At 55.2% G+C, this 22,707-nt stretch carries 21 protein-coding genes; 7 read left to right on the top strand and 14 right to left on the bottom strand.

Annotated elements, in window-relative coordinates:
• Positions 1-272 precede the first annotated feature (272 nt).
• Entirely contained in the window at positions 273-476 is a 204-nt protein-coding gene (locus tag H6F75_RS23240; RefSeq protein WP_190754975.1) for a hypothetical protein, read from the top strand.
• A gap of 280 nt (positions 477-756) precedes the next feature.
• On the opposite strand, the gene H6F75_RS23235 is transcribed toward H6F75_RS23240, so the two are convergent.
• Entirely contained in the window at positions 757-1,128 is a 372-nt protein-coding gene (locus H6F75_RS23235) for a hypothetical protein (protein ID WP_190754973.1), read from the bottom strand.
• Between the two features lie 166 nt (positions 1,129-1,294).
• Between H6F75_RS23235 and H6F75_RS23230 the strand changes: the two genes are divergently transcribed.
• Complete coding sequence (locus tag H6F75_RS23230; RefSeq protein WP_190754971.1) at positions 1,295-1,957, top strand: DUF1295 domain-containing protein; 663 nt, start codon at positions 1,295-1,297, stop codon at positions 1,955-1,957.
• A gap of 10 nt (positions 1,958-1,967) precedes the next feature.
• Here the strand turns inward: H6F75_RS23230 and H6F75_RS23225 are convergent, their stop codons facing one another.
• Positions 1,968-2,285: a DUF2283 domain-containing protein gene (locus H6F75_RS23225; protein ID WP_190754969.1), complete on the bottom strand. Its 318-nt coding sequence runs from the start codon at positions 2,283-2,285 to the stop codon at positions 1,968-1,970.
• A 114-nt stretch (positions 2,286-2,399) separates the two neighbouring features.
• Between H6F75_RS23225 and H6F75_RS23220 the strand changes: the two genes are divergently transcribed.
• Entirely contained in the window at positions 2,400-4,334 is a 1,935-nt protein-coding gene (locus H6F75_RS23220) for an ABC-F family ATP-binding cassette domain-containing protein (protein ID WP_190754966.1), read from the top strand.
• Between the two features lie 166 nt (positions 4,335-4,500).
• Here the strand turns inward: H6F75_RS23220 and H6F75_RS23215 are convergent, their stop codons facing one another.
• From H6F75_RS23215 to H6F75_RS23200, 4 genes are all read right to left on the bottom strand, one after another.
• Positions 4,501-5,202: a hypothetical protein gene (locus tag H6F75_RS23215; protein WP_190754964.1), complete on the bottom strand. Its 702-nt coding sequence runs from the start codon at positions 5,200-5,202 to the stop codon at positions 4,501-4,503.
• A 105-nt stretch (positions 5,203-5,307) separates the two neighbouring features.
• Complete coding sequence (locus H6F75_RS23210) at positions 5,308-5,988, bottom strand: actin-binding WH2 domain-containing protein (protein ID WP_190754962.1); 681 nt, start codon at positions 5,986-5,988, stop codon at positions 5,308-5,310.
• Positions 5,989-6,223: 235 nt separating this feature from the next.
• Positions 6,224-7,162: an exopolyphosphatase gene (locus tag H6F75_RS23205; RefSeq protein WP_190754960.1), complete on the bottom strand. Its 939-nt coding sequence runs from the start codon at positions 7,160-7,162 to the stop codon at positions 6,224-6,226.
• Positions 7,163-7,406: 244 nt separating this feature from the next.
• Positions 7,407-8,192 (bottom strand): dienelactone hydrolase family protein, encoded by a 786-nt coding sequence (locus tag H6F75_RS23200; RefSeq protein WP_347710697.1) that lies wholly within the window; start codon positions 8,190-8,192, stop codon positions 7,407-7,409.
• Positions 8,193-8,415: 223 nt separating this feature from the next.
• Here H6F75_RS23200 and H6F75_RS23195 point away from each other — a divergent pair, with 223 nt between their 5' ends.
• Positions 8,416-8,571, top strand: coding sequence for a PCP reductase family protein (locus H6F75_RS23195; protein ID WP_190754983.1), 156 nt, complete (start codon positions 8,416-8,418; stop codon positions 8,569-8,571).
• Between the two features lie 455 nt (positions 8,572-9,026).
• Here H6F75_RS23195 and sir read toward each other — a convergent pair whose 3' ends face one another.
• Complete coding sequence (gene sir, locus H6F75_RS23190; protein WP_190754958.1) at positions 9,027-10,967, bottom strand: sulfite reductase, ferredoxin dependent; 1,941 nt, start codon at positions 10,965-10,967, stop codon at positions 9,027-9,029.
• Positions 10,968-11,294: 327 nt separating this feature from the next.
• On the opposite strand from sir, the gene H6F75_RS23185 reads away from it, so the two are divergent.
• Complete coding sequence (locus tag H6F75_RS23185) at positions 11,295-11,552, top strand: chlororespiratory reduction protein 7 (protein WP_190754956.1); 258 nt, start codon at positions 11,295-11,297, stop codon at positions 11,550-11,552.
• Between the two features lie 197 nt (positions 11,553-11,749).
• Here the strand turns inward: H6F75_RS23185 and H6F75_RS23180 are convergent, their stop codons facing one another.
• Entirely contained in the window at positions 11,750-13,981 is a 2,232-nt protein-coding gene (locus H6F75_RS23180; protein ID WP_190754955.1) for a PhoX family phosphatase, read from the bottom strand.
• Between the two features lie 388 nt (positions 13,982-14,369).
• On the opposite strand from H6F75_RS23180, the gene H6F75_RS23175 reads away from it, so the two are divergent.
• Positions 14,370-15,392, top strand: a complete 1,023-nt coding sequence (locus H6F75_RS23175; RefSeq protein WP_190754952.1) for an isochorismatase — start codon at positions 14,370-14,372, stop codon at positions 15,390-15,392.
• 232 nt (positions 15,393-15,624) lie between these two features.
• On the opposite strand, the gene H6F75_RS23170 is transcribed toward H6F75_RS23175, so the two are convergent.
• Positions 15,625-16,233 (bottom strand): cytochrome b/b6 domain-containing protein, encoded by a 609-nt coding sequence (locus tag H6F75_RS23170; RefSeq protein WP_190754951.1) that lies wholly within the window; start codon positions 16,231-16,233, stop codon positions 15,625-15,627.
• A gap of 416 nt (positions 16,234-16,649) precedes the next feature.
• Here H6F75_RS23170 and H6F75_RS23165 point away from each other — a divergent pair, with 416 nt between their 5' ends.
• Complete coding sequence (locus H6F75_RS23165; protein ID WP_190754949.1) at positions 16,650-17,273, top strand: TMEM165/GDT1 family protein; 624 nt, start codon at positions 16,650-16,652, stop codon at positions 17,271-17,273.
• A gap of 35 nt (positions 17,274-17,308) precedes the next feature.
• On the opposite strand, the gene H6F75_RS23160 is transcribed toward H6F75_RS23165, so the two are convergent.
• The 5 genes from H6F75_RS23160 to H6F75_RS23140 all read right to left on the bottom strand — a co-directional run bounded on the left by H6F75_RS23160 (position 17,309) and on the right by H6F75_RS23140 (position 22,674).
• Complete coding sequence (locus H6F75_RS23160) at positions 17,309-17,749, bottom strand: heavy metal-binding domain-containing protein (RefSeq protein WP_190754947.1); 441 nt, start codon at positions 17,747-17,749, stop codon at positions 17,309-17,311.
• Positions 17,750-17,751: 2 nt separating this feature from the next.
• On the bottom strand, positions 17,752-18,099 hold the full coding sequence (locus H6F75_RS23155; protein WP_199304089.1) for a YbjQ family protein: 348 nt from the start codon (positions 18,097-18,099) through the stop codon (positions 17,752-17,754).
• A 227-nt stretch (positions 18,100-18,326) separates the two neighbouring features.
• Positions 18,327-20,168: an ATP-dependent zinc metalloprotease FtsH3 gene (gene ftsH3, locus H6F75_RS23150; RefSeq protein ID WP_073610447.1), complete on the bottom strand. Its 1,842-nt coding sequence runs from the start codon at positions 20,166-20,168 to the stop codon at positions 18,327-18,329.
• Between the two features lie 166 nt (positions 20,169-20,334).
• Positions 20,335-21,135: an aminotransferase class IV gene (locus H6F75_RS23145; protein ID WP_190754945.1), complete on the bottom strand. Its 801-nt coding sequence runs from the start codon at positions 21,133-21,135 to the stop codon at positions 20,335-20,337.
• A gap of 6 nt (positions 21,136-21,141) precedes the next feature.
• Positions 21,142-22,674, bottom strand: coding sequence for an N-acetylmuramoyl-L-alanine amidase (locus H6F75_RS23140; RefSeq protein WP_190754943.1), 1,533 nt, complete (start codon positions 22,672-22,674; stop codon positions 21,142-21,144).
• Between the last annotated feature and the right edge of the window lie 33 nt (positions 22,675-22,707).

The following is a 22,707-nucleotide window of genomic DNA, read 5'->3' as shown; positions in this document are numbered from 1 at the left end:
GGTTGGTTAAAAAGCCGAATTCGAAAGCTCCTTCCCCATGACGATGGCTTGCGCGCTGCCATGGAGTCAATCCTTAAGCAAGCCGTGTCCTAACCTAACCGGCTTTAGCTATACCAATTTGGTTACATGCTTTAGAGGTAGTTATGTCAGAAAATCAACTTCCCGCTCACCCGGCTACTCACCCACCCGTCGCTCGATCTAACCACCCTTCTGATCTTCATCAATCTTCTGGTTTACATCTCCGTCACTCTGCTTTCCTTGCTTCTACTGCCATGCCACGATCCACTGATTCGCCTGTTGAAGGTCGTGAGTCCGTACATCTGATGGTGATTGGCAGCGCTCAAGGCATCGAAACTATTGTGCAAACGCTTCATCTGCGGGGCTTTGCCCATGTCAGCGAGTGGAGCATCGTCATGCCCCATAGCTCAGGCAAACTCATGCGAGTGCTCACCCGATGGGTGCAGGAGGTGCGCTGATGTGCCTGGTTCTAGCCCCTACACCAACCTCATCACTACGATAGGTCCGTAGGGTGCATAACGCTAAGGCAAGGCTCCGCCAATGCGAAGCAATGCACCACTAAAAAACCATGCCAAAAAATAGGCACATCCTAAATTTCAGCATTGATAGAGCACTAGGATGTGCCACTAATTTTCGTTACAATTCTTATTCCATCAGCAACGCCATGACCGCCCAAAAAGCAGGCTAGGGGCTGTAACCGCTGATGCTTAGGCATCAGCGGTTAGTTGATCACAACTTTCAGTTCGATTTACCCGATGCTCCCGTAGCTCGCTTAACGGCATCTGTGGCCTTTTCAACCAAGCTTTCATTGTCCTCTTCAGGGTCAACTTTGCCCTCAGCCTGGCGCATTTCTTCCCGTATGCCTGTCGCTTCGCTCATGTCATAGGCTCGGTTTAGCCGTTCTTCGGCACTCAGCGGTTTGCCCTCGGTGCGACCCGTGAGTTGGTCTTTAGTTTGACCGTGGGCCTCTTTTGAATCGAAGGGAATTTGGGCCAAACTCGGCTGTACAGCAATAGTTAAAAAACTGGTCAAGCTGAGGAAACAGGCTAACCCAACCATCAGCAAGCGTCGTCCCATGCGATCGCAGCGGAACAAGGAAAATAACGTCATAGGAAAATCTCGTAGTCTTGGCGGAGAGAATCTTCGCTGGAAGATGGACCTCTTTGGGCCATCCCTGCGGTGGCTTTAGCCTATAGGCGCGAGGGGTGTGCCTTGTTCCGCCTAGCGATATATTTTCGTCATCGCTACGATAGTGAAGCCATCTAGGGACACTGCAATGAAAATAAAGCACGTCATTAACCTCCACAAAGGCACTACGGCTGTTTTCGTTGTGGCCCTAATGGTGGCTTACCAAAACTTTGGCGTGGGGCCGTGGGTTTACCTGGCCCTCCATGGCACCTACGGCCTGGTGTGGCTGCTCAAAGATCGCCTCTATCCCGACAAGCAGTGGGAGCAAACTATTCCCCTCGCCACCGGAATTTTTGGCTTTGGGTTCATCAGCCTCTATTGGGTAGCTCCCTTTTTGCTGATTAGTCGGGGGGTAGAGCCGCCGTTGCCTTTGGTTGCAGGGGCGATCGCCCTCAACATCCTCGGCATCTTTCTGCACTACGCCAGCGATGCTCAAAAATACTTCACCCTCAAATATCAGCCAGGGCTAATCACCGAGGGTCTTTTTGCCCGCTGCCGCAATACCAACTACCTGGGTGAGATCTTGATCTATCTCTCCTTCGCCCTACTGGCGATGCACTGGTTGCCCTTTGCCATTTTGGGTCTGGTTGCGGCCTTAGTATTTGTGCCCAACATGCGGAAAAAAGATCAGTCTCTATCGCGCTATCCCGAGTTTGCCGATTACAAGGCGCGATCGGGGTTGCTGCTACCGCAGTTGTTGGGTGGTTCTGCCGCCAGTTCCCAAGCCGCTGCCGCTGAACCGCCCAACTAAACAACTAACCTCAGGCACTTTGCAGCAAAGCTTGCTGGTTTTGCAAAATTTGTCTGGCGAAGGCGAGCTTTGCTTGCAGATCGGCATCGGCGATCGCCTCTAAAAAGCGCATAAATTCCACCTGCTGCTCTAGGCTCCGAAACGGAAAAGCCTTGATAGCCAACTCTGGTAGATTAGCGCTTACCCTCAACAGCTCAACTCCAACTACTCGCTCATCGGCATCATAGTCGTATATCACATCGAGTTCTACTGAGTCAGACTCTACAATTTCACCCTCAGCCAGGCGTAAGTAAAGAGCATCAACGTCGGGGTCGTATTCTATGTTCATAGCCTGCCACGCATGCGCCTATCGAAATTTTACTGAATGGGGTTGCATACCTGTCGGATTCCCCGCCAGCATACTCTAGGGTCTATGATCTAAGGGTTCATGACCCGGCTGCCCATGACTCTGTTTACTCTGCGCTCTGCCACCAAAGACTTTGGCATTAAGGAAATTCTCCGCGATGCCAGCTTTAGCCTGGATGAGGGCGACAAGGTGGGCCTGATTGGCACCAACGGCTCGGGCAAATCAACCCTGCTGAAAATGATTGCGGGGCTAGAGCCCTTCGACGGTGGCGACTTTTGGGTCAACCCCGGAGCCAAGATCGTCTATCTGCCCCAGCAGCCCGACTTTGAGGCCGATCGCACCGTCCTAGAGCAGGTCTTCGCCGATGCGGGCGAGCAGATGGCGCTGATTCGCGAGTACGAAGACATCTCCCACCACATGGCCCAGGGCACAGGCGACGCCGATGCTCTGATGGCTAAGCTCTCGACAGTATCGGAAAAAATTGCCGCCGCCGATGCCTGGGATTTAGAGAGCAGCGCCAAGGCGATTCTCAGCCGCCTAGGTATTGATGATTTTGACGCCAAGGTAGGCGATCTGTCGGGAGGATACCGAAAGCGGGTGGCGATCGCCGCCGCCCTGCTCGCTGACCCCGATGCGCTACTGATGGACGAACCCACCAACCACCTCGATGCCGAATCGGTGGAGTGGTTGCAAAGCTACCTCAGCGGCTTTCGCGGCGCGCTGTTGCTAATTACCCACGATCGCTACTTTCTTGACCAGGTCACCAACCGCATTCTTGAGATCGACCGCGGCGACCTCTACGGCTACGCGGGCAACTATGCCTACTACCTGGAGAAAAAAGCGTTAGCTGAAGCCGCTGACCAGAGCACCCAAAGGAAGCACGCTGGCGTGCTGCGCCGCGAGCTGGAGTGGCTGAAGCGTGGCCCCAAAGCTCGCAGCACCAAGCAAAAGGCCCGCATTGATCGCATCGGCGATATGCAAAACCGCGAGTTCAAAGAATCCCTCGGCAAGGTGGATATCTCAACCGTCGGGCGCCGCATCGGCAAGAAGGTGATCGAGCTGGAGAACGTCTCTAAAAGCTACGAAGATCGCCTGTTGTTCAAAGATTTCACCTATGCTTTTGCCCCCGACGATCGCATTGGCATCATTGGCCCCAACGGCGTCGGCAAATCAACCCTAATGAATGTGATCACCGGACGGCTTGAGCCCGACACCGGCACCGTCGATATTGGCGCCACCATTCACGTCGGCTACTTTGACCAGCACTCCGAAGACCTGTTCGCCAACCCCAGCCAGCGGGTGATCGAATACCTGAAAGAAACCGCCGAATTGGTCACTACCAACGACGGCAGCGTGATCACTGCCTCCCAAATGCTGGAGCGGTTTTTGTTCACCTCTAACCAGCAATACTCACCCTTAGAGAAGCTTTCTGGCGGGGAGCGGCGACGGCTGTTTTTGCTGCGGGTGCTGCTCTCAGCCCCCAACCTGCTGATTCTCGACGAGCCCACCAACGACCTCGACGTGCAAACCCTCGGCGTATTGGAAGAATACCTGGAGGAATTCAACGGCTGCGTGATTGTGGTCTCCCACGACCGCTACTTTCTCGATCGCACCGTCAACACCATCTTTGCCTTTGAAGGCAACGGTGTACTGCGCAATTATCCGGGCAACTACTCGGTCTATCTAGACCACAAAAAAGCGGCCTCAGACATCCAGAAGGAGAACGGGAAACAGGCCGCTGCCACTAAAGCCCAGGCCGCTGCATCTGCTCAGACGGTGGCCAAGGCAGACTCAGTCGCCGACGCCAAGGCCAAAAAACTTTCCTACAAAGAAAAGCGAGAATACGAGCAGCTAGAGACTCAAATTCCCGCCATGGAGGCTGAGAAAGAGGCGTTAGAAAAGCAGCTCTACGGCAACCCGCCCAGTGACTATAGCGAGGTGACAAAGTTGTCTGAGCGTTTGGGCGAACTCACCACTACCATCGACACCTCCACCGAGCGCTGGATGGAGCTAGCGGAGCGTATGGAGTAGGCATCCACCACAAGAAGACAATCAATCGCCACTGGCAGGGGCGCAAGGTTTTGCGCCCGATGCAACGTCTGCAGCCATGTCACAGGGGTGGGTTAAAGCCTCAGGACCTATAGAAGTTCTGCATTTGATGTATAGCCGTAGTCACAAAGGGCGGTCGCCGCTTACCCTACTGATCGGAAGGCAGATAGGAACTAGCATCCATCTCCCGCTGCACAGCGAGACCAATGTTTAGCGCCTCCTGCAAGAACTGTCGGTACTCGCTGGCCTGGTTGTTGACCTGAAGGGTTTGCAGCGTCACCAGGTTGGTTTCAATAGTGGTGAACAAATCCTGTCGGCGCTCTAGCAGCGCTCGGTGGCGACGCAAAATTTTTTCGGTCATCAGCGCTGAAATCAGGCTGTCTCGGGTGGACTGAAGGGCAACCAGGATCTCACTGTTCTGAAGGCCTTGACTTGCCCCCTGAGCCTTCTCCAGTTCCTCCATTACTTGTATCGCCTGAATAATATCGTTGTGGCGATCGCACTCATCCAGCAGTCGCGCCAGGGTGATAAAGCTTTTAGAGCGCTGCCATTGGTAGAGATGCCAGGCCACAGCGACGAGCGCGATCGCCCCAGCAATCCCTAGCAGCAGCGCGCCGAACTGGTTAAAGCCCTCTTGCTGACTCACCAGCACCAGGCCCAGCCCCAGACAAACTACAAAAATTGTCCCCAGTACTAGGCATTCTGTAATAAAAAGAGAGAGCAGTTGCCGCCGCGATCGCCACACAGAAGGGCGAATCATTCTGTCCATAAAGACCGAGTCAATATCTAAACCCGTAAGCTGATCGAGTTCAGTCCGGGTAATGCGTAGCGCCTGCAAATCAGAGGTCATCGTCTTTGCAAAATCAAGGATTGCCAATTAAAACTATGAATCAGAAATACAAAGGCTCTTTTGGGAAAAGCGGCTATTTGCCCCTGCCTATGTAGCAGCGATCGATTAGGTGCCAAACAACAGTGCAACAATGCTGCGGATCACTTGAGAGTAAAAGTTACCTTCTACCTCACGGAAGAGTTGAAACGGTTGATCAGGGGAGCCAAAAAAAGGTCTCAGCGTCCACCCTAGCTGGCTGCCCACTAAGCCATAGAGCGTCAGCCAAAACAGCAGCAGCCGGTTGCGAATCTGGGGAGTATCCTCAGTGAAATCCATCACAGAGCGAATGCCTGCATAAAACAGCCTCACCCCAATGAAGCCTGTGAGGCCAAAAATGGCGACATTTAGCAGCAAAAAGAAGTGATAGCTGCGAATGGAGACTAAAAAGAACAGCGTCACTGGCGCAAAGCTAAACAGCAGTACACTAATTACCGAAACGGTAGTGAGACTGAGCACCGCATACTGTTTAAAGTCGGCTTTAGAGCCAAATAAGATGTCGAAAAAGTACAGCGTCGGTAAGCAAATGAGCAGGGTTAGCAGGTAGAGAGCTGGTAGTTTGACCATCGACACCAGCAGCTGTTGCCAGCCACTCGATGAACCAATGATGGCTCCATAGATAGCAAAAAATAGCGAGCTGACTACCAGCAGCGACAAAATTTTAGACTCAATCTTCTTGCCCTGGCGAACTTCTTCTAGGAAGGTGGTGCGATCGCGCAGCAGCAATATCAGGGTTGAAAAGTGATCCATAGTCTTACCTGAAGCGACAGCGATAAAGGCCTATCTGGAGCGTAGCCATCTCCGGCGGTGGAATAGGTCGGAAAAAGTCGGCAGTCGTTTTTGATGAAGAAAACGACTGAAAAATACAACGAAGTATGGGCTTAATGATGCCGAAGCACACCTGCCGCTGATTGTTGTGATCCATAGGCTAAATCAGCAATTAGCCGGTGTGCTTACCAAGGTCAATCTATGCTTGAGGTGCTTTCTAACCGTCTGCGTTAATTTGGGCAATCAGGTCTGTCAACACCTGCTCGGCCCGCTCGTTCTCGACTTGACAGGTACCAGCGGCATCGTGCCCGCCTCCCCCATACTTCAGCATCAGTTCGCCAATATTAGTTTTAGAGGTGCGTTTAAAGATGGATTTACCCGTCGCCAGCACGGTGTTTTGCTGCTTTAGTCCCCACATCATATGAATCGAGATATTGCACTGGGGGAACAGGGCATAAACCATAAAGCGATTGCCCGCATGAATCACGGCCTCTCGCCGTAAATCAAGCACAACTAAGTTGTTGTGTACCGTAGCGCAGCGCAAAATTTGGGCTTTGAATTCAGGCTCTTGGGCAAAATAGAGTTCTACCCGCTCTTTCACGTCGGGCAGAGCCAAGATTTCGGCGATCGTGTGATTTTTGCAGTAGTCAATTAACTGCATCATCAGGGTGTAATTCGAAATTCGAAAATCCTTAAATCGCCCTAGTCCAGTTCTCGCATCCATCAAAAAATTCAGCAGGGTCCAATCATTGGGATGCAGCACGTCTTCTTTGGCATACTGTGCTGAATCAGCCTGGTCTACTGCCACCATCATTTCGTCTGAAATAGCGGGAAAGCGGGTAGCCCCACCATAGTAGTTGTAAACCACTCGCGCCGCCGAAGGGGCTTGGGGATCGATGATGTGATTGTCCCGCTGTCCCTGATTGCGGAGCATTTCGCTGGAGTGGTGGTCGAACGCTAAATGTACCCCTTCAACGTAGGGCAAATTAGTAGTGATATCGTTAGAATTGACGTCAACTTTGCCATCCTGCATGTCTTTGGGATGCACAAACATAATGTCGTCAATCAGATCCATATCCTTCATTAGGACGGCGCATACGAGACCATCAAAATCGCTGCGCGTGACCAACCGGTGCTGAGTTTTGGTAGCTATCATAGGGGCTCCTTGCAATCCAAAATGCTGAAAAAAGTGGTTGTTCCAGCCCAGTTTTCCCAAACTCAGTCGACCGCTACCAAGTCCTAAGAGTGGGTAAACGTGCAGCTCTCGCTAGCCTTTGCGCCTAAAGTCCTCGTTTTGACTAGAGACATCTTCAACACGTCAAAAACCCCCGTAGGCTCAGCCTACGGGGGTTTGATAAAAATACTCTGCGTTGAGAGATGATGGTCGCCGCGCTACAGCGTCAGCCCAAAACATCACCTAGAAAAGTCATTAGGGTTTGCCACGAGCGGCGATCGGCGGGGCCGTCGTAGCGATTGGCATCGCTCCAGATCGTAAAGGCATGGTCAACCCCACCATAGATTTCCATATCAAAATCAACTTCGGCGGCGTCGAGTTCGGTCGCTAGCTGGGCCACGTCGGCCATGGGGGCGGCGCTGTCGACCGAGCCGTGCAGAATTAGAATGCGGCCCTGGGTTTGGCTGTAATCTTGCCCTTCAGGGGTTTCAAAGCTGCCGTGGAACGACACGAAACCATCCACATCCATACCGGCGCGGGCCATTTCAAGCACGGCGGCTCCGCCAAAGCAGTAGCCGATCGCCACGACCTGGCTACTATCGATTCCGGTTTGGGCCTGGGCTTGAGCTAGGCCGGCCATCAGACGGGCACGCAGGGTAGCGCGATCGCCATAAAGTGTGCTGGTTTGGGCCCGCGCCTCGTCGGGGTTGGTAGGCCGCACACCTTGGCCAAAGAGGTCTACCGCAAAGGCCGCATAGCCCTGTTCAGCCAGCATTTGGGTGCGGCGTTTTTCATAGTCACCTAGACCATCGCGATCGTGAACGAGCAGCACCAGGGGCTGGGTTTCGCCAAAGTTTTGGTTGAAGGCCAAATAGCCCTCAAAGGTTTGCCCATCCAGGCTATAGACTACTGGCTCAGCCACGATATTGGCCTTGGCCTCGGAGGATAGGCCCACTGCCACCAGCGTGGTCATCACGGCGGCTAGCATGACGAGTAAGAGTTTCCTGATCACTGCGATCTCCTTATTTAACAAACACGATTGGATACCTGAGGCCAAAACTCTCTGGCGAGAGGATTTTAGAGTCTAGCTTTCCTTCTACCCAGGAAGAATCTGCGCGGGGTGAGGCAAGGCTTACAGCCCTATCGTTGCGAAATTAAACCTTGGGCCAAAGATGTCTCTAACCCCTGATATCGTAAAGAAGTTTGAAGCTCTACGCAAAATTGCGCCTCTACCTATGGAATGGACTGCCGACGCTGAAGCCCGCCTCAAAGAGATTCCCTTCTTTGTGCGCCCTGCTGCCCGCAAAAAAATTGAGAAGTTTGCTCAAGAGCAGAGCATGAGTCAGATTACCGTCGAGGTCTACGAAGCGGCCAAGAAGCAGTTTGGCTAGGGGCGATCGCCCAGCGACAACCTCTGCAATGCTCAAATTTCTACCTGCGCCGCTGAAAAGTATTCAGTTTGAGTCCATTTATCGGTGCTGAATAGGCGTAATCTTCGAGGCTGCAAATTGGTGGTTTGCCAAGTCGCGAATCTGAGCAAAAAAATTGCCTGCTGTTAAGCAGGCAGAAGCGATGTCATATCTGGTCAGGCGAACCAGTTGTGAACACTGCTCGTGTTGCTTGGTTCAAAATCATTGCCGCTGCAACCCTGATGCTCGTGGTAGCCTGCCCGATGGTGGTGTAGGTACTGCGCGATCGCAGCCAACCCATAGGCTCACAAATTTAGGGGTCAGGTACCTATTGGGTTATGCCAGCAAAATTTGCTAGCTGCCCTAGATACCTAACCCCTTGGTGCTCAACTCTACTAAAAAGGGGGATGAATCTACGATCCATCCCCTTTTTTGCACTAGTCCCTAGGTACCGGCTTTTGCAGATATACCGCCAGGGCATCAGCCATCACTTGGGCCATGGGGCGCCCCTCTTTGTCGGCAGTGGATTGCAGGGTCATGAACAAATCGTGGGAAATGCTCAGCCGGTGCCGCCCCTCTTTAGTGTGGCGTGGGGTGTATTGATCGGCGTTGTAGGTGGCAGAAAACTGCCGCAGAGCTTCAAAGCCGACGCGATCGCAGAAATCCCCAAAGCTTTCGCCCTTTTTGCGCCCGTCGCGGAAGAACACAAACAGCGGCTCCAGAGTGGTGTCGATGTCGTTGTCGTGGAGACGCTCTAGGTAGGGGCGAGCCAGTCGAGTCTGGTTGGGCGAACCCCCTAGCCAGACTTGGTATGACTCGGGGGCACTGCCTACCAGACCCAGCTCTGCCATGTAGGGGCGAGCGCAGCCGTTGGGGCAGCCGGTCATGCGCACGACAAAGTGCTCCTCCTCAAGACCCAGCTTGGTAAGCAGGGCACGCAGGCGACCCAGCACCGTGGGCATAATGCGCTCTGACTCAGTCACCGCCAGACCACAAAGGGGCAGGGCGGGGCAGGCCATGGCGTAGCGCACCAGGGGGTCAATCTCGGTTTCGGTTGCGATGCCGCAGCGGGTGAGAATGGCTTGAATTTCAGCTCTATCTTCAGGCTTGACCTCGTAGAACAGCACGCTCTGGTTGGGGGTAATCAGCATCGGCAGGTTGAACCGCTGCACGATCTCCCTTAGCGCCGTTTTGAGTTGAATACCTTCACGGCGATCGATGATACGGCCATTTTCTACGGGCACGCCCACAAACCAGTTGCCATCGCCCTGCTCATGCCAGCCCAGATAGTCGTAGAAGGTCCACTTGGGCAGCTTTTTGAAGGGCTTGAGGGGTTTGCCCAGGTAGGTTTCGACCTGCTGACGAAAGCGCTCGACGCCCCAGTCGTTGATCAGGTACTTCATGCGGGCGTGGCGGCGATCGTGGCGATCGCCATAGTCCCGCTGAGTCGCTACGATCGCCTTCATCAAGTCATAGACATCGGCTTTGTCAACGTAGCCAATTTCGTCGGCCACGCGAGCAAAGGTTTCTTCTTTGCCGTGGGTGCGGCCTAGACCGCCGCCAGCTAGCACGTTAAAGCCCTTCAGCTGCCCAGAGCGATCGGTGATTACGACCAGAGTGACGTCGTGGGTGTAGGCATCAATGGAGTTGTCGCCAGGCACCGTGACCGCGCACTTGAACTTGCGGGGCATGTAGTGGGTGCCGTAAATCGGCTCTTCGCTGTTGTGCACGACGGTACCATTGCCGTTGCGCTGGCGGGCCGCTACTACGTCGGGATGCTCTTCGACGGAGACCGCCTTCTCACCATCTAGCCAAATTTCGTAGTAAGCCCCGGTCTGCGGCCGCAGCAGGTCGGCGATGTTGTTGGCATACTCCTGGGCCAGCCGGTACTCGGGCCGGTTTTTGTAGGGAGCTGGGGGAGCCATGATGTTGCGGTTGAGGTCGCCGCAGGCCCCTAGGGTAGAGCCCATGTTGCGCACGATCGCCCCAATAGTGGCCTTGAGGTTTTGCTTCAGTACGCCGTGGAGCTGGATGCCCTGGCGGGTGGTGGCACGCAGGGTGCCGTTGCCATACTCATCCGACAGGCGATCGAGGGTGAGATAGAGCTCAGGAGAAAGGTACCCGCCAGGGTTGCGGGTGCGCAGCATCATCTGGTAGTCCTTCTCTTGGCCCTTGGCGCGATTGTCGCGGTTGTCTTGCTGATACGAGCCGTGAAACTTGAGAATTTGAGTGGCTTGTTCAGAGAAGTGCGTGGTATCTTGCAGCAGCTCGCTGGCCACGGGCTCGCGCAAAAAACGGCTGTTTTCTTTAATGCCCTCCATTTTGGAAGGGGTAGGCCCAGGGGCGGCAGAGTTGGGTTTGATAGGAGTCTGAACCATAGCGGCAGGCGATAACCGTTAAAACAGAAAAATCCAGGCAATGGCACCGCGTAGCGGCCTATTCCCGGAAAGCTCGGACAGTGACAAAACCGAAAATTCACCGGTAATCCGGTCGGGATTTCGGTGAATGCTTCATTATCCTACCATCGGATCCAAAGATTCGGGCGATTTACCCACGGAAGTTCACAGTTTCCTATCAAACTCCTGCCTGCTTCTGAAGCGTTTGAGGCTGAAGGGTTTGGGGAGGAGTGGACAAATGCGATCGCCACCGCCATCTAAGAGAGCCAATCCGTTTAGGATCAAACTGAACCCCTCAGGAGCAACACCATGCCCGATGTCATTATGTACCAGGAAGAGATGTTCGTCGTGCTCATGCCCGGTGCCGCCGAAGAATTTCTTTCCCCCGAGGAGCTGCTAGAGCGGTTGACGGAGTTGCTGGGCGATCGCCAGCACGACCTACCCCGCGACCTGCAACGCTTCACCACCGTTGCCGAACAGGCCCTGTACCTGCGCGATACCGCCTGCGAGCTAGAACTCAGCCCTGGTGAAGCCATGCAGTGGTACGTAGTGCGCCTAGAAAAATAGAGGTCGTTGACCAAGAGACCCAGCTAAATGGTGGTAGGGGCAAACGGCGTTTGCCCAAATGGAGTTGAGCGCAAGCAAACAGGATTTGGCAGGACAATCTGCTGCGTAAAAAAGGGGAACGTGGCGTTAGCCACGTTCCCCTCTCCGACACTACTTGCTTGATGCTGCTGACAGCATTAGGAGTCAGCTAGCACTGTCTAGACAGCGATTTTGCCGCCGTCATTGCGGGTAATCACCACCGTCGCTGAACGAGGGCGAGCGGTGCCGCCATCGGGCCAGTGACTCGTAAACTGCGCCGGATCAGTGACCGACTCGCTGCTTTCACCCGGATGCTGGATGTTGACGAAAATCACCTTGCCATCGGGCGATTCGGTGATGCCGGTGACTTCACAATCGCGCGGCCCCACCAAAAAACGACTCAGCACCGTGGGGCTAGCCGTTTGGCCCACGTAGGTTTTGACCTGCTGGTCGGTGTTGCCGTTGCTGGGCACCGCTTTGTTCGTCACCATCTTGGATTCGCCGTCGCCCACAGTACCTGGCAGTGCGGCCAGCATCATGCAGTTGGTGGCATCGGTGTAATAGCCGTCATCGGTTTGCACCCACAGCAGGCCGGGTATTGCCTGGCTAAACCAAATGCCATCGGGGCTAGAAAAATCGTTCTCGGTAGTGAGTCCCGACAGGTTGATATCCGCCGCCGCATCGGCCTGCGCCCCAAAGAGGTAGACATCCCAGTTGAAGACCATGGCAGCAGGGTTATTGTCTGACTCACGCCAGCGGATGATGTGTCCGTTGACATTGCCCTGGCTAACGGTAGCCTCTTTTTCCTCAGCATAATACCGAGGGTTGGCGGCATCGAGCGGAGTCTTTACACCCCGACCATTGCTGCTCGACACATTGTTGGTAAGGGTAATATACACCTCGCCAGTGGCCGGGTTGACACCGCCCCACTCGGGTCGATCCATCTTGGTTGCTCCGGCGGCATCGGCAGCGATGCGGGCGTTGATCATCACATCGGCCTGGTCGGCAAAGTCGTAGCTTGCGTAGTTGGCAATATTGGGGTTATCCAAGGTGAGGGGCAGCCATGCGCCGGTGCCGTCGTCGTTAAACTTCGCCACGTACAGCGTGCCCTCGTCAAGATATTTGTCACCCGCAGAGGCACCCCGGTTGGCATCCCGCGGGTCCCAGGCGGCGGCGGTGACGAACTTGTAGATGTACTCGTTGCGGGCATCGTCGCCCATGTAAAACACCAGGGGTTGGCCAGCAACGGGCGTGGCTGACCAGCAGCCCTCATGGGCAAACCGCCCCAGGGCGGTGCGCTTTTTGGTGATGGCGTTGGGGTTAAAGGGGTCAATTTCGACTACCCAGCCAAAGGTGTTGGCAGCGTTGCGGAAATCTTGCTCGGCCCGGCTGCCGGTTTTGCTGATATCCCAGCGGCGATAGAGGTTGGTGTTGCCGGCGGCCTCGGCCCGCGACCAGTTGTAGCGACCCGAGGTGGCCCCACCAATGCCGTAGCGCTTAAAGGATGCCACTTCTTTTGCGGTGCGAACGGCATCGTCTTCGCGCCGGTTGAAATACCCAGCCCAGTTTTCTTCGCCGCTGAGGAAGGTGCCCCAGGGGGTGTAGCCGTGGCCGCAGTTGTTGAGGGTGCCGCGGGTCTGCTGACCGTTGGGGGAAAAGGCCGTAGCCATCATCGGGCTGCGGCGGGCGGGGCCAGCGATCTCAAACGTGGTGGCAGCGGTAATGCGGCGGTTAAAACGGGAGTTGCGGTTGAGGTCGTAGGTGGAACCCTGCTTGGCGATTTCGACAATAGTGACCCCGTGGGCAGCAACTTCTTTGTCGATCTCAACGGCAGGGCGGGCCTCGGTGCTCTCAGGGCCATAGTTGGTCGGTCCGCTGGGGTGCACAAAGCCCAGGTCTTCGCAGACTTCATTGTTGATACAGAGCAGGGCGCGATCGCTGCCGTTGGGGTCCCAGCCATTGCCAGACCGGTTCATGCCAAAATACTGCATGGCGTCGTGGTGGTCGCCTGCCCGTACCTCAAAGTCGTTGTCGGTGCCGTCATTTTTGTAGGGAGTGACGTTGCTTTTGATCGGGTCGCCGGTCGCCAGAAGCACGCGAGCGGTGTAGCCTTCAGGCACAACCAACGTATCGACCGTGCTTTTAGCGACGGGGCTAAAGCTGAAGCGCAAATTGGTAGCGGCTTTGGCGGCTTTTCCAGTCTGCTTGGCGGAATCGGCTACCAATGCCAAACCCGTCCCCAGCATGGCGGCTGCAGCCAGGGATGAACTGCCCTTAAGGAATCCTCGTCGACCTAAACGAGCGCGGTCTAAAACTTGGTTGAAGGAGTCGTTGTTTGAGGGGTTGTGGTTTTCATCCTCAAAGTTGACCATTTTCTTAAGAATGGTGCGGATATCTTGCTTCTTCGCCATGGTCAGGGCTCCCAATCGGCTTTTTGAGTAACGAAAAAATATTATGTGGCCCTGGTAACGGTTGGTTTAACGGGTGTTTAGCGGTTATTTAAGGGATAGTGAAGGGAGGGTAATCCATTGGCTAGATGCTAAGTAATAGCATCTAAGGAAAAGCGATGAAAGGTTGAAGCTTTCAATTCATGCTGCCATCTTTGCAGAAATTGCTGCATTCAATAGTTGCTGTTACTTAAGATGCAATGCCTATTGCAGTGTTTTTCCAAGCCAAACGGCGGGCAATGGTCTGTATGAAGCTTGGTGAGCCTGGCACTCTAGCCCAGTGCTGCGCCCCCGCCATTGAGCCTAAAATTAGAGCATCTAACCATGCGACATTTTGCGGAGCCTCAGGAATATGACCGATTCAGCCCTGCTGCCAGTACCCGATTTTTATAATCCCAGCCGGGTCGGTGAGGTGTGGTCGGTGCCCTACCAGCAGCGCGCCGCAGACGCCAAAGCCTGGGCCAAAGCCCACCACATCGCCCCCGCCGCCGAGGATGGTCGTCGCCTCTGCCTACTACTGATTGATGTACAGAATACTTTTTGCATTCCAGGCTTTGAGCTGTATGTGGGCGGGCGATCGGGCCAGGGAGCCGTGGATGATAATCGCCGTCTGGGCGAGTTTATTTACCGCAACCTGGGGCAGATTACCACCATTACCGCCACCCTCGATACCCATCAGGCAATGCAGGTGTTTCATCCCCAGTTTTGGGTCGATGCCGAGGGCAAAAATCCGCCGCCGATGACCATGATTCACTACGACGATGTAGTGCAGGGCAAGTGGCGGGTCAACTCGGCGATGGCTGCCAATCTCACCTCCTCCCACGACCTGCAAGAGTACGCCCTGCACTACACCAAAACCCTAGATGACCGGGGCAAGTATCCCCTCACTATTTGGCCCTACCACTCAATGCTGGGGGGTATTGGCCACGCCCTAGTGCCAGCGATCGAAGAAGCCTGCTTTTTTCACACCATTGCCCGTCAGAGTCAGACTCGCTTTGAACTCAAGGGCAGCAACCCTCTCACGGAGAATTACTCGGTGCTCAGCCCCGAGGTGATGGAGGATAGCCAGGGGCAGGCGATCGCGCAGAAAAATACTCCCCTCATCCAAACCCTGCTGGAGTTTGACGGGGTGATTGTTGCGGGTCAGGCTAAAAGTCACTGTGTTGCCTGGACGGTGGCTGACCTGCTGAGCGACATTGAGGCCACTGACCCCACCCTAGCCCAAAAGGTTTATCTTCTTGACGACTGTGCCTCGTCGGTGGTTGTCCCCGGCGTGGTCGATTTCACTGACCAGGCAGAGGATACCTATCAGCGCTTTGCCGAGGCTGGTATGCATCGGGTGCAGTCAACTACTGCGATCGCAGACTGGCCCTAGCCTGCGTCAATCAGTGCCGTCGAGTTGCGCATGCGAGTTCTGTGAATAGTTGCGATCGGTAAGTTTGGGCGGTTGTTCAACAACTGTGCAGCCGCTACAGGTTAGATAAATAGGCCAACAGCGGCAAAACGAACGCGGCAAAAATGCCGCTGATTACTACTACTTCAACAGCTTTCAATGGAGCATTTGTTCTTTTCATAGACGCAGTTCTTTGAGGATAATCAAACAATATCTAACGCCCAAATCGCTCGCGAAATTTCTCTCGCAGATAACCCGGCCACAGAGATGGCGATTCTTCAGGACGGTACGTTGTCTGAACCATTGACAACAGTAGGGGTGCTCCCCCGACCTTGAGACCCATGGCAATGTGAGCCAACAAAGTCAGTAACAACACTAACCACGCCGTCAAATGTAGCCTGTACCAAACGTGGTACAACTGACCAGCGGGCAACCACGCTTCTTGCATCATTCTGCCGGTAACTACGGACAATGTAGCGGCCAGGAGCATAGCGGTGTTTAACAGTCGCTGAAGATTGACCCACCAGCCAGGTTTACCCACCTGATGGGTAAGCCGAGCCCAAAAGTCAGGGAACAACAATCGTCGATATCCCCAATGAAAACTATAGATAGCAAGAGCGGGAAGTATCAGCAAAAAGAAAAGACCAAACGTACCATGAATGCCTTGAATGTCTGGCAGCACGGGTAGAGGAATAAAGCCGAATCGGCCGTCATAGGTGTTGTAAACCAAAAAGCCGGTAATTAAGGCACCAATGGCCAGCAAACCAGCGATGCTGTGTAAAAGCCTTAAAATTAAAGGTTGATAGGGAATTAGTTTAGACACTTTGAGCCACCGTTTAATATAATTTTATCTGCCCGGAAAATATGATAGGTCAGAAAATACCTCTATAGCAAACAGTAGAAGATGAACAAAAATGAAACTGAGCTATCTCAAAAATGATTGAATTATGAAATAAAAGTCTATTTCTTATAGCTTCAATCAGTATTTTCAATTAGGCTTAAATCTCTTACTCATGGTATGGTTTAAGTCATGAAGGGGAGTAGCTTTGGGTATCTAACCCAATCATCTGAATCAACATACTGGCGATGAGCCTGGTTCAGATGGTGAATTAGCACTGTGACTTAAAACTGTGCATTCGCAAGCGAGACCTTCACTAAGTCCACAACTGACGTGGGCTTGGTGGAGTTCTTGTGATCATCCATCATGCCCGCTCAGGTTTTATAGTCCTGGAGACGAGCATGCACCCACTGACCGGATTTACCGCTGGCTTATTATTCATCACCCTATCTGAGCTAGGGGATAAAACCTTTTTTATCGGTATGATTCTAGCCACCCGGCACCCCCGTCGCTGGGTATTTGTGGGGGTTACAGCCGCGCTGTTTGTCATGACAGTTTTGTCGGTAGCGATCGGGCAGGCCGTCACTATTTTTCCTGAGCACTACGTTCAAGGGCTAACCGTAACCCTGTTTCTAGGATTTGGGCTCAAGCTGCTGTACGACGCTAGCCGCATGGTTGGGGGCGGTAGCCTGGCCGATGAGCAGGCCGAGGCCCTAGAGGCCGTCGAAGAAAGTGAGGCTGAAGTCAAAAAATGGTCGGTTAGAGCCGTGCTCATTCAATCCTTTAGCCTGACTTTTGTAGCTGAGTGGGGCGATCGCACCCAATTTGCCACCATTGCCTTAGCAGCGGCTAACCACCCAGTAGGAGTGGTGTTGGGGTCGACCCTGGGACATGCGGTGTGTGCTGCGATCGCCGTCGCCTGCGGCAAACTCGTCGCCGGACGCATTTCGGAGCGCTGGCTGACGACCGTCGGTGGAGTGTTGTTTGTCATCTTTGGCCTAGTTGCCGCCGTGGAAATGGTTTAGGGCAAGCTAGCTACGGGGCCAACCTGCCCGGCAGTCTAGCGAACGCCTGTGCCGTAGGCAATCACCTCGAGGGCAACAACGCCCCTGCCGTTGTTGCCGCTCAGCTCAGCAGTTTGAATGCGGATGTTGACTACCTGGTCTGCGCCCCAAGCCAGGGCTGACTCTTCCATCCGCAATATGGCCTCGCGGCGGCCCCGTTCAAGCAGGCTTTCGTAAACCTTGATGCGTCCGCCAAAGAAATTTAATACCCCCGCAATAAACGTCTTAAAAAAGTCGGATGATATCACTACGCTACCGGTGAATAGTTGTGCCTGATGCGCTTTAGGCAAAGCTACTTTAGCTCCAGCCGTGCTGAGCATCAAACCCTGAATAGCCTGTTCCCGCTGTTGCAACTGACGAAAATGCTGCTTTTCCGTTCGGCTACCAAAAAAGTATCCGACTCCTAGCAGTACGGCAAAAATAATGAGCTCATCCATAACTATTCCACCCGCACGGCGGTGCCGTAAGCAAACAGTTCTGCTGCGCCCTGGGTTAGCGATGAAGTGGCAAAGCGCACATTGACAATGGCGTTTGCGCCTCGCTTTTGGGCCTCTTGCACCATGCGGCTGGTGGCCTCTTCGCGCGCTTCTTGCAGCAGTTCGGTGTAGCCCTTGAGTTCGCCGCCTACGATGTTTTTGAGTCCAGCAGCAATGTCGCGGCCGATGTGCTTGGCTCGCACCGAGCTGCCCTGGACCAAGCCTATGTGTTGCGTAATGGTTTTGCCAGGGACAGTTTCGATGTTAGTGAGAATGATGGTTGGTGCAGAAGATCGAGGTTGAACGGTCATCTCGCGGCCTGTGGCTCTATAAAACAACGACAACCCTAGCCCTTACGCCTGTCTGCGTCGATGATTTCTAACGGTTTGCCCAGCATTGCTTGCAAAGCGTTACACAGCCCCCAGGGATCGCCAAATGTCCCTGTCTCTGTATGGGCATCAATCGCTAGGCAAATGCCCACAAAAAAAGGGACGCCCTGCTGGACGTCCCTTTGCCTGCTAACAAGCTCTAGCGTGATTTACACGATCGAAGCCATGCTGACATCGTTGGTGGCAAGCAGCTGTTGCAGCTCTTCAGAATCCACAGTTTCCTTATCCACCAGCATGGTGGCCAGTTGGTCGAGCACGTGGCGGTTGTTGGTGAGCACCTGCTTGGCGCGGGTGTAGGCCTGGTCGACTAGACCCCGCACTTCAGAATCGATGGTAGCGGCGGTCTCCTCAGAGAAATCGCGCTCGGCAGCGATGTCGCGGCCCAGGAACATGTTGCCTTGCTGACGACCTAGGGCCACGGGGCCGAGCTTGTCGCTCATGCCGAAGCGGGTCACCATCTGACGGGCAACGCGAGCCACCTGCTGAAGGTCGTTGGAAGCACCGGTAGTAACTTCCTCTTCGCCAAAGATAATCTCTTCAGCGATGCGGCCCCCGAGGGCTACGGCCATCTGGTTTTGCAGGTAAGAGCGGGAGTAGAGACCCGACTCTAGACGATCTTCGCTGGGGGTAAACCAGGTCAGACCACCGGCACGGCCACGGGGAATGATGCTGATCTTCTGTACGGGGTCGTAGTCGGGCATGAGGGCACCGACTAGGGCGTGACCGGCCTCGTGGTAAGCGACTAGCTCTTTGCGCTTTTCGCTCATGACGCGGTCTTTTTTCTCGGGGCCAGCCAGGACGCGATCGATCGCATCGTTGACCTCATCCATAGAGATCTCGGTGAGGTTGCGGCGGGCAGCGAGAATAGCGGCCTCGTTCAGCAAGTTTGACAGGTCAGCCCCGGTAAAGCCGGGGGTACGGCGAGCGATCTTTTGCAGATCGACATCCTTAGAGAAGGTTTTGCCGCGAGCGTGGACGTTAAGGATTTCGAGGCGACCAGCGTAGTCGGGACGATCCACGACAACCTGGCGGTCAAAACGACCGGGGCGCAGCAGGGCCGCATCGAGCACGTCAGGGCGGTTAGTGGCAGCAATGATGATGATGCCGGTATTGCCCTCGAAACCATCCATCTCGGTGAGCAGCTGGTTGAGGGTTTGCTCACGCTCATCGTTGCCACCACCGAGACCTGCGCCCCGCTGACGACCAACGGCGTCAATCTCGTCGATAAACACGATACAGGGAGCGTTGGCCTTGGCCTGCTCGAACAAATCGCGCACGCGGGAGGCACCCACACCGACGAACATTTCAACGAACTCAGAACCGGAAATGGAGAAGAAGGGCACGCCCGCTTCGCCAGCTACGGCCTTGGCCAGCAGCGTTTTACCGGTACCAGGAGGACCGACTAGCAGCACACCCTTGGGAATCTTGGCACCGACGGCGGTGAAGCGATCGGCATTCTTGAGGAAGTCAACGACTTCGGTGAGTTCTAGCTTGGCTTGCTCGATGCCCGCCACATCGCCGAAGGTAACTTGGGTCTGAGGCTCCATCTGCACTCGAGCTTTGGACTTGCCAAAGTTCATCGCCTGGTTGCCAGGGCCGCTTTGGGCGCGGCGCAGCACAAAGAACAGCACCCCCAGCAGCAGAATGGGAATCAGCAGCGTGCTAAAGGCGCGAACCCAGACACTATCGTCGCTCTGGGGCATGACGACGATGTCGACATTGTTGGTTTCCAGGGTGCTGATCAGCTCCTGGTCGTTGGGCAGGTTAACAATGATCTGACCGTTACCCTCAGGGTCTGTGAAGCGGGCGCGGGTGCGATCGGCGCTGATATTGACGCGCTCGATCTGGTTATTTTGCACCGCGTCTAGAAACTGGCTGTAGCGCCAGGTCTGGGTTTCGGGGCCAGAACCGTCAAAAATTGCGGTCGCCAGGGCAATGACTACAACGACCAGCAGGGCATATAAACCTGCATTTCTCCACCGTTTGTTCACCGGGCTAATGCCTCCACTTACTTCTTGGGATGAACTGTTGCTTGGAAACCGTTTCTAATGAAACCTGTTTGGGGCCAATGTTTGAGTAGGCCGTAATGATTAGAGAGTTATTAACTTATGTTAACGTCATCTGTCAGAATGGGCTAATCGATAATTGGAATAGGGGTTAATTTTCTTTGAATGCAGCCCGCAAAGCCTCTAGGGCTGGGTGATTGGGGTTAACCTTTAGTCTACTGCGATCGCCCAAAACTGTGTGAATGGGTACTATCTGCACCCCTGAGTTGCTATAGGCCAACACCTCAAAGCGCTGAATTACTCCCGGTGGCCAGGGAGACTGATCGACCTGGCTACCTTGCTGCCTCAAATGTTCAATCAGGTGGGCCCGCACGATTCCCGGCAGCAGGCCCGAGGCCAAGCCGGGAGTATACCATTGACCGTTGGCCCAGCCCCAGAGGTTGCCGGTGCTAGTTTCCAGCCATTGGCCCTGGGCATCCAGCAGGATGGCTTCGCGGGCACCGTGCTGTTGGGCGGCCTGTAGGGCTAGCCAAGCCCCGAGGTAGTTGCCGGTTTTGTAGGCGGGCTGCGATCGCCTATACATCTCACCCCGCGCCACCCAGGCGGCAATGCCATGGGTCTGCATTGTCTCTAAGTCTGGGGGCAGACTGCGCCCGGTCACCAACTCGTGGCCGTCGGGGAAGCAGGTGATTCGCAGGACGGGATATTCCTTTAATAAGGCCTCGGCCCCTTGACGCACTCGATCCCAGTCGGGGCTGGGCCAGCCAAAATCGGTTAGGCCGTGAATTAAACGCTGCTGGTGGGCGGCCCACTGGGTAAGGGGATGATCAAGGCTCTGGCCATAGATGCGTAGGGTGGTAAACACCGTGGCTCCGTAGAGCAGGGCGGGGTCATTGACGGCGAGGGCAAGATCGGTGCCCTCGCGGAGCTGCCCGGCGAACCAGTAAGCCATTTGTCGCTACAGCCCCTGCTGGATGTATTGCAGAATGCCACTGGCGATCGCCTGGGCCATAGTCTCACGCCAGGCAGGGTCAGCCAATCGGGGAGCATCCTGAGCGCCAGTGACAAACCCAATTTCGAGCAGGGTGGCGGGCATGGTGGACTGGCGCAGCACGGCAAAGCGGGCTTGTTTCACGCCGCGATCGCGCATGCCCGTTGCCGCCAGCATACTGGCTTGGAGAGTAGTCGCCAGCCGACGCCCGGTTTCTGAGGAGTAGTACGACTCAATGCCATTGACATCGGGGCGGCTGAGGCTAATGGCGTTGGCGTGAATGCTGACAAATAGGTTGGCCTGGGCCCGGTTGGCAATGTCGGCTCGGGTCTGCAACTCGACGGCAACGTCCTCGCGCCGAGTCATCACTACCACAACTCCCTGGCTTTCGAGCAGCTCAGCCACCCGCAGGGAGATTGGAAAAATCACCTGCTTTTCTTGCAGACCGCCAATGCCCACTGCCCCAGGATCACGCCCACCGTGACCAGGGTCAATAGCTACTACCACTCGGCCGCTCGGTACAGAGGGCAGAGCCGGTGGCTCTGCCGAGCGCGTAGGCGGCGGTGTGGGACTGGGTGCTTGGGCCTGCGGCGGGGGCGTCTGAACTGGGGGCGTCTGGGCCTGGGGTGGCCTAACCGGAGCGGCTGCGAGGGGGGCTGGTTCGTCGGCAATACTGCTGATCGGCACGCCGCTGGGGGGGAGCACAATCACGCCGCTGTTGTTGCGCAGGGCACGCCAGTCGGGGCTGGTGGGAGAGAGCCTGAGGGTAATGCGGGTAGAGGGGGGATTGGTGGGTTGCTGAGTAACATCCCAGGCGATGATGCTGTAGCGGTAATTGGGCAGGTCGTCGGGGCGCAGGTTGACCGCTACGGCAGTATTGGGCAGATCGATGATGGCGAAGCGGTTGTCGGCATTGTCGCTGGTGATTTGCACCGTGGGAGTAGGTGAAGTGCCGCTGAGCCGAATCAGGAAGCCGTCGCCGGTGGTGACTACGCCGCTGAGAATGGAGCCAGCGCCGGTGCCGGTGTTGCCCTGCACCCGATTGGCGGTGGCGGTAGGGGGCGGTAGAGCCCCCGAGGCAGGCGCCGCTCCCTGGTTTAGGGCGGGCAACCGTACTGCCCACTGGTTGGGGCGAACCCCTTGAACGCGCACATCCTGAGGGTTTAGGCTGTAGCCGGGCGCCAGCTCAATGACGAGGCGAGTGGTTTGGCGATCGAACTGGCCCGCCCGCACTTCCCGCACGGCACCGCCAACGGACTGGCTAGCGTTGGTGCTGCCCATCTGGGTGTTGGGCAGGTCAACCACAATGCGGGTGGGGTTAACCAGCAGCTGAGCCCGAGGTTGTACCTGGCTATCGGTGGTGAACACCAGCTGGTTGGTTTGAGCATCAAACCACCAGTATTGCAGGGTTGCAGCCCTAGCGGGGGCAGCCACAACTAGGGCACCCAGAGTTGCTAACGCTCCTGAGGTGAGCCCTAAGGTGAGCCATCTTGACTCCATAAGCACGACCAGAACACAACCAAGACCTAAGCC

Origin of the sequence: Nodosilinea sp. FACHB-131, from assembly GCF_014695395.1 — a bacterium.
In the GTDB taxonomy this organism is placed as follows: domain Bacteria; phylum Cyanobacteriota; class Cyanobacteriia; order Phormidesmidales; family Phormidesmidaceae; genus Nodosilinea.
This window is presented reverse-complemented; position numbering and strand designations above follow the sequence as displayed.

Coding starts and splice junctions, on each gene's coding strand:
- H6F75_RS23220 (WP_190754966.1), top strand. CDS start 2,400: ATGACTCTGTTTACTCTGCGCTCTGCCACCAAAGACTTTGGCATTAAG.
- H6F75_RS23160 (WP_190754947.1), bottom strand. CDS start 17,749: ATGGATGAGCTCATTATTTTTGCCGTACTGCTAGGAGTCGGATACTTT.
- H6F75_RS23155 (WP_199304089.1), bottom strand. CDS start 18,099: ATGACCGTTCAACCTCGATCTTCTGCACCAACCATCATTCTCACTAAC.
- H6F75_RS23230 (WP_190754971.1), top strand. CDS start 1,295: ATGAAAATAAAGCACGTCATTAACCTCCACAAAGGCACTACGGCTGTT.
- H6F75_RS23165 (WP_190754949.1), top strand. CDS start 16,650: ATGCACCCACTGACCGGATTTACCGCTGGCTTATTATTCATCACCCTA.
- H6F75_RS23175 (WP_190754952.1), top strand. CDS start 14,370: ATGACCGATTCAGCCCTGCTGCCAGTACCCGATTTTTATAATCCCAGC.
- H6F75_RS23185 (WP_190754956.1), top strand. CDS start 11,295: ATGCCCGATGTCATTATGTACCAGGAAGAGATGTTCGTCGTGCTCATG.
- H6F75_RS23235 (WP_190754973.1), bottom strand. CDS start 1,128: ATGACGTTATTTTCCTTGTTCCGCTGCGATCGCATGGGACGACGCTTG.
- sir (WP_190754958.1), bottom strand. CDS start 10,967: ATGGTTCAGACTCCTATCAAACCCAACTCTGCCGCCCCTGGGCCTACC.
- H6F75_RS23180 (WP_190754955.1), bottom strand. CDS start 13,981: ATGGCGAAGAAGCAAGATATCCGCACCATTCTTAAGAAAATGGTCAAC.
- H6F75_RS23225 (WP_190754969.1), bottom strand. CDS start 2,285: ATGAACATAGAATACGACCCCGACGTTGATGCTCTTTACTTACGCCTG.
- H6F75_RS23215 (WP_190754964.1), bottom strand. CDS start 5,202: ATGACCTCTGATTTGCAGGCGCTACGCATTACCCGGACTGAACTCGAT.
- H6F75_RS23195 (WP_190754983.1), top strand. CDS start 8,416: ATGGAATGGACTGCCGACGCTGAAGCCCGCCTCAAAGAGATTCCCTTC.
- H6F75_RS23240 (WP_190754975.1), top strand. CDS start 273: ATGCCACGATCCACTGATTCGCCTGTTGAAGGTCGTGAGTCCGTACAT.
- H6F75_RS23205 (WP_190754960.1), bottom strand. CDS start 7,162: ATGATAGCTACCAAAACTCAGCACCGGTTGGTCACGCGCAGCGATTTT.
- H6F75_RS23145 (WP_190754945.1), bottom strand. CDS start 21,135: ATGGCTTACTGGTTCGCCGGGCAGCTCCGCGAGGGCACCGATCTTGCC.
- H6F75_RS23140 (WP_190754943.1), bottom strand. CDS start 22,674: ATGGAGTCAAGATGGCTCACCTTAGGGCTCACCTCAGGAGCGTTAGCA.
- H6F75_RS23210 (WP_190754962.1), bottom strand. CDS start 5,988: ATGGATCACTTTTCAACCCTGATATTGCTGCTGCGCGATCGCACCACC.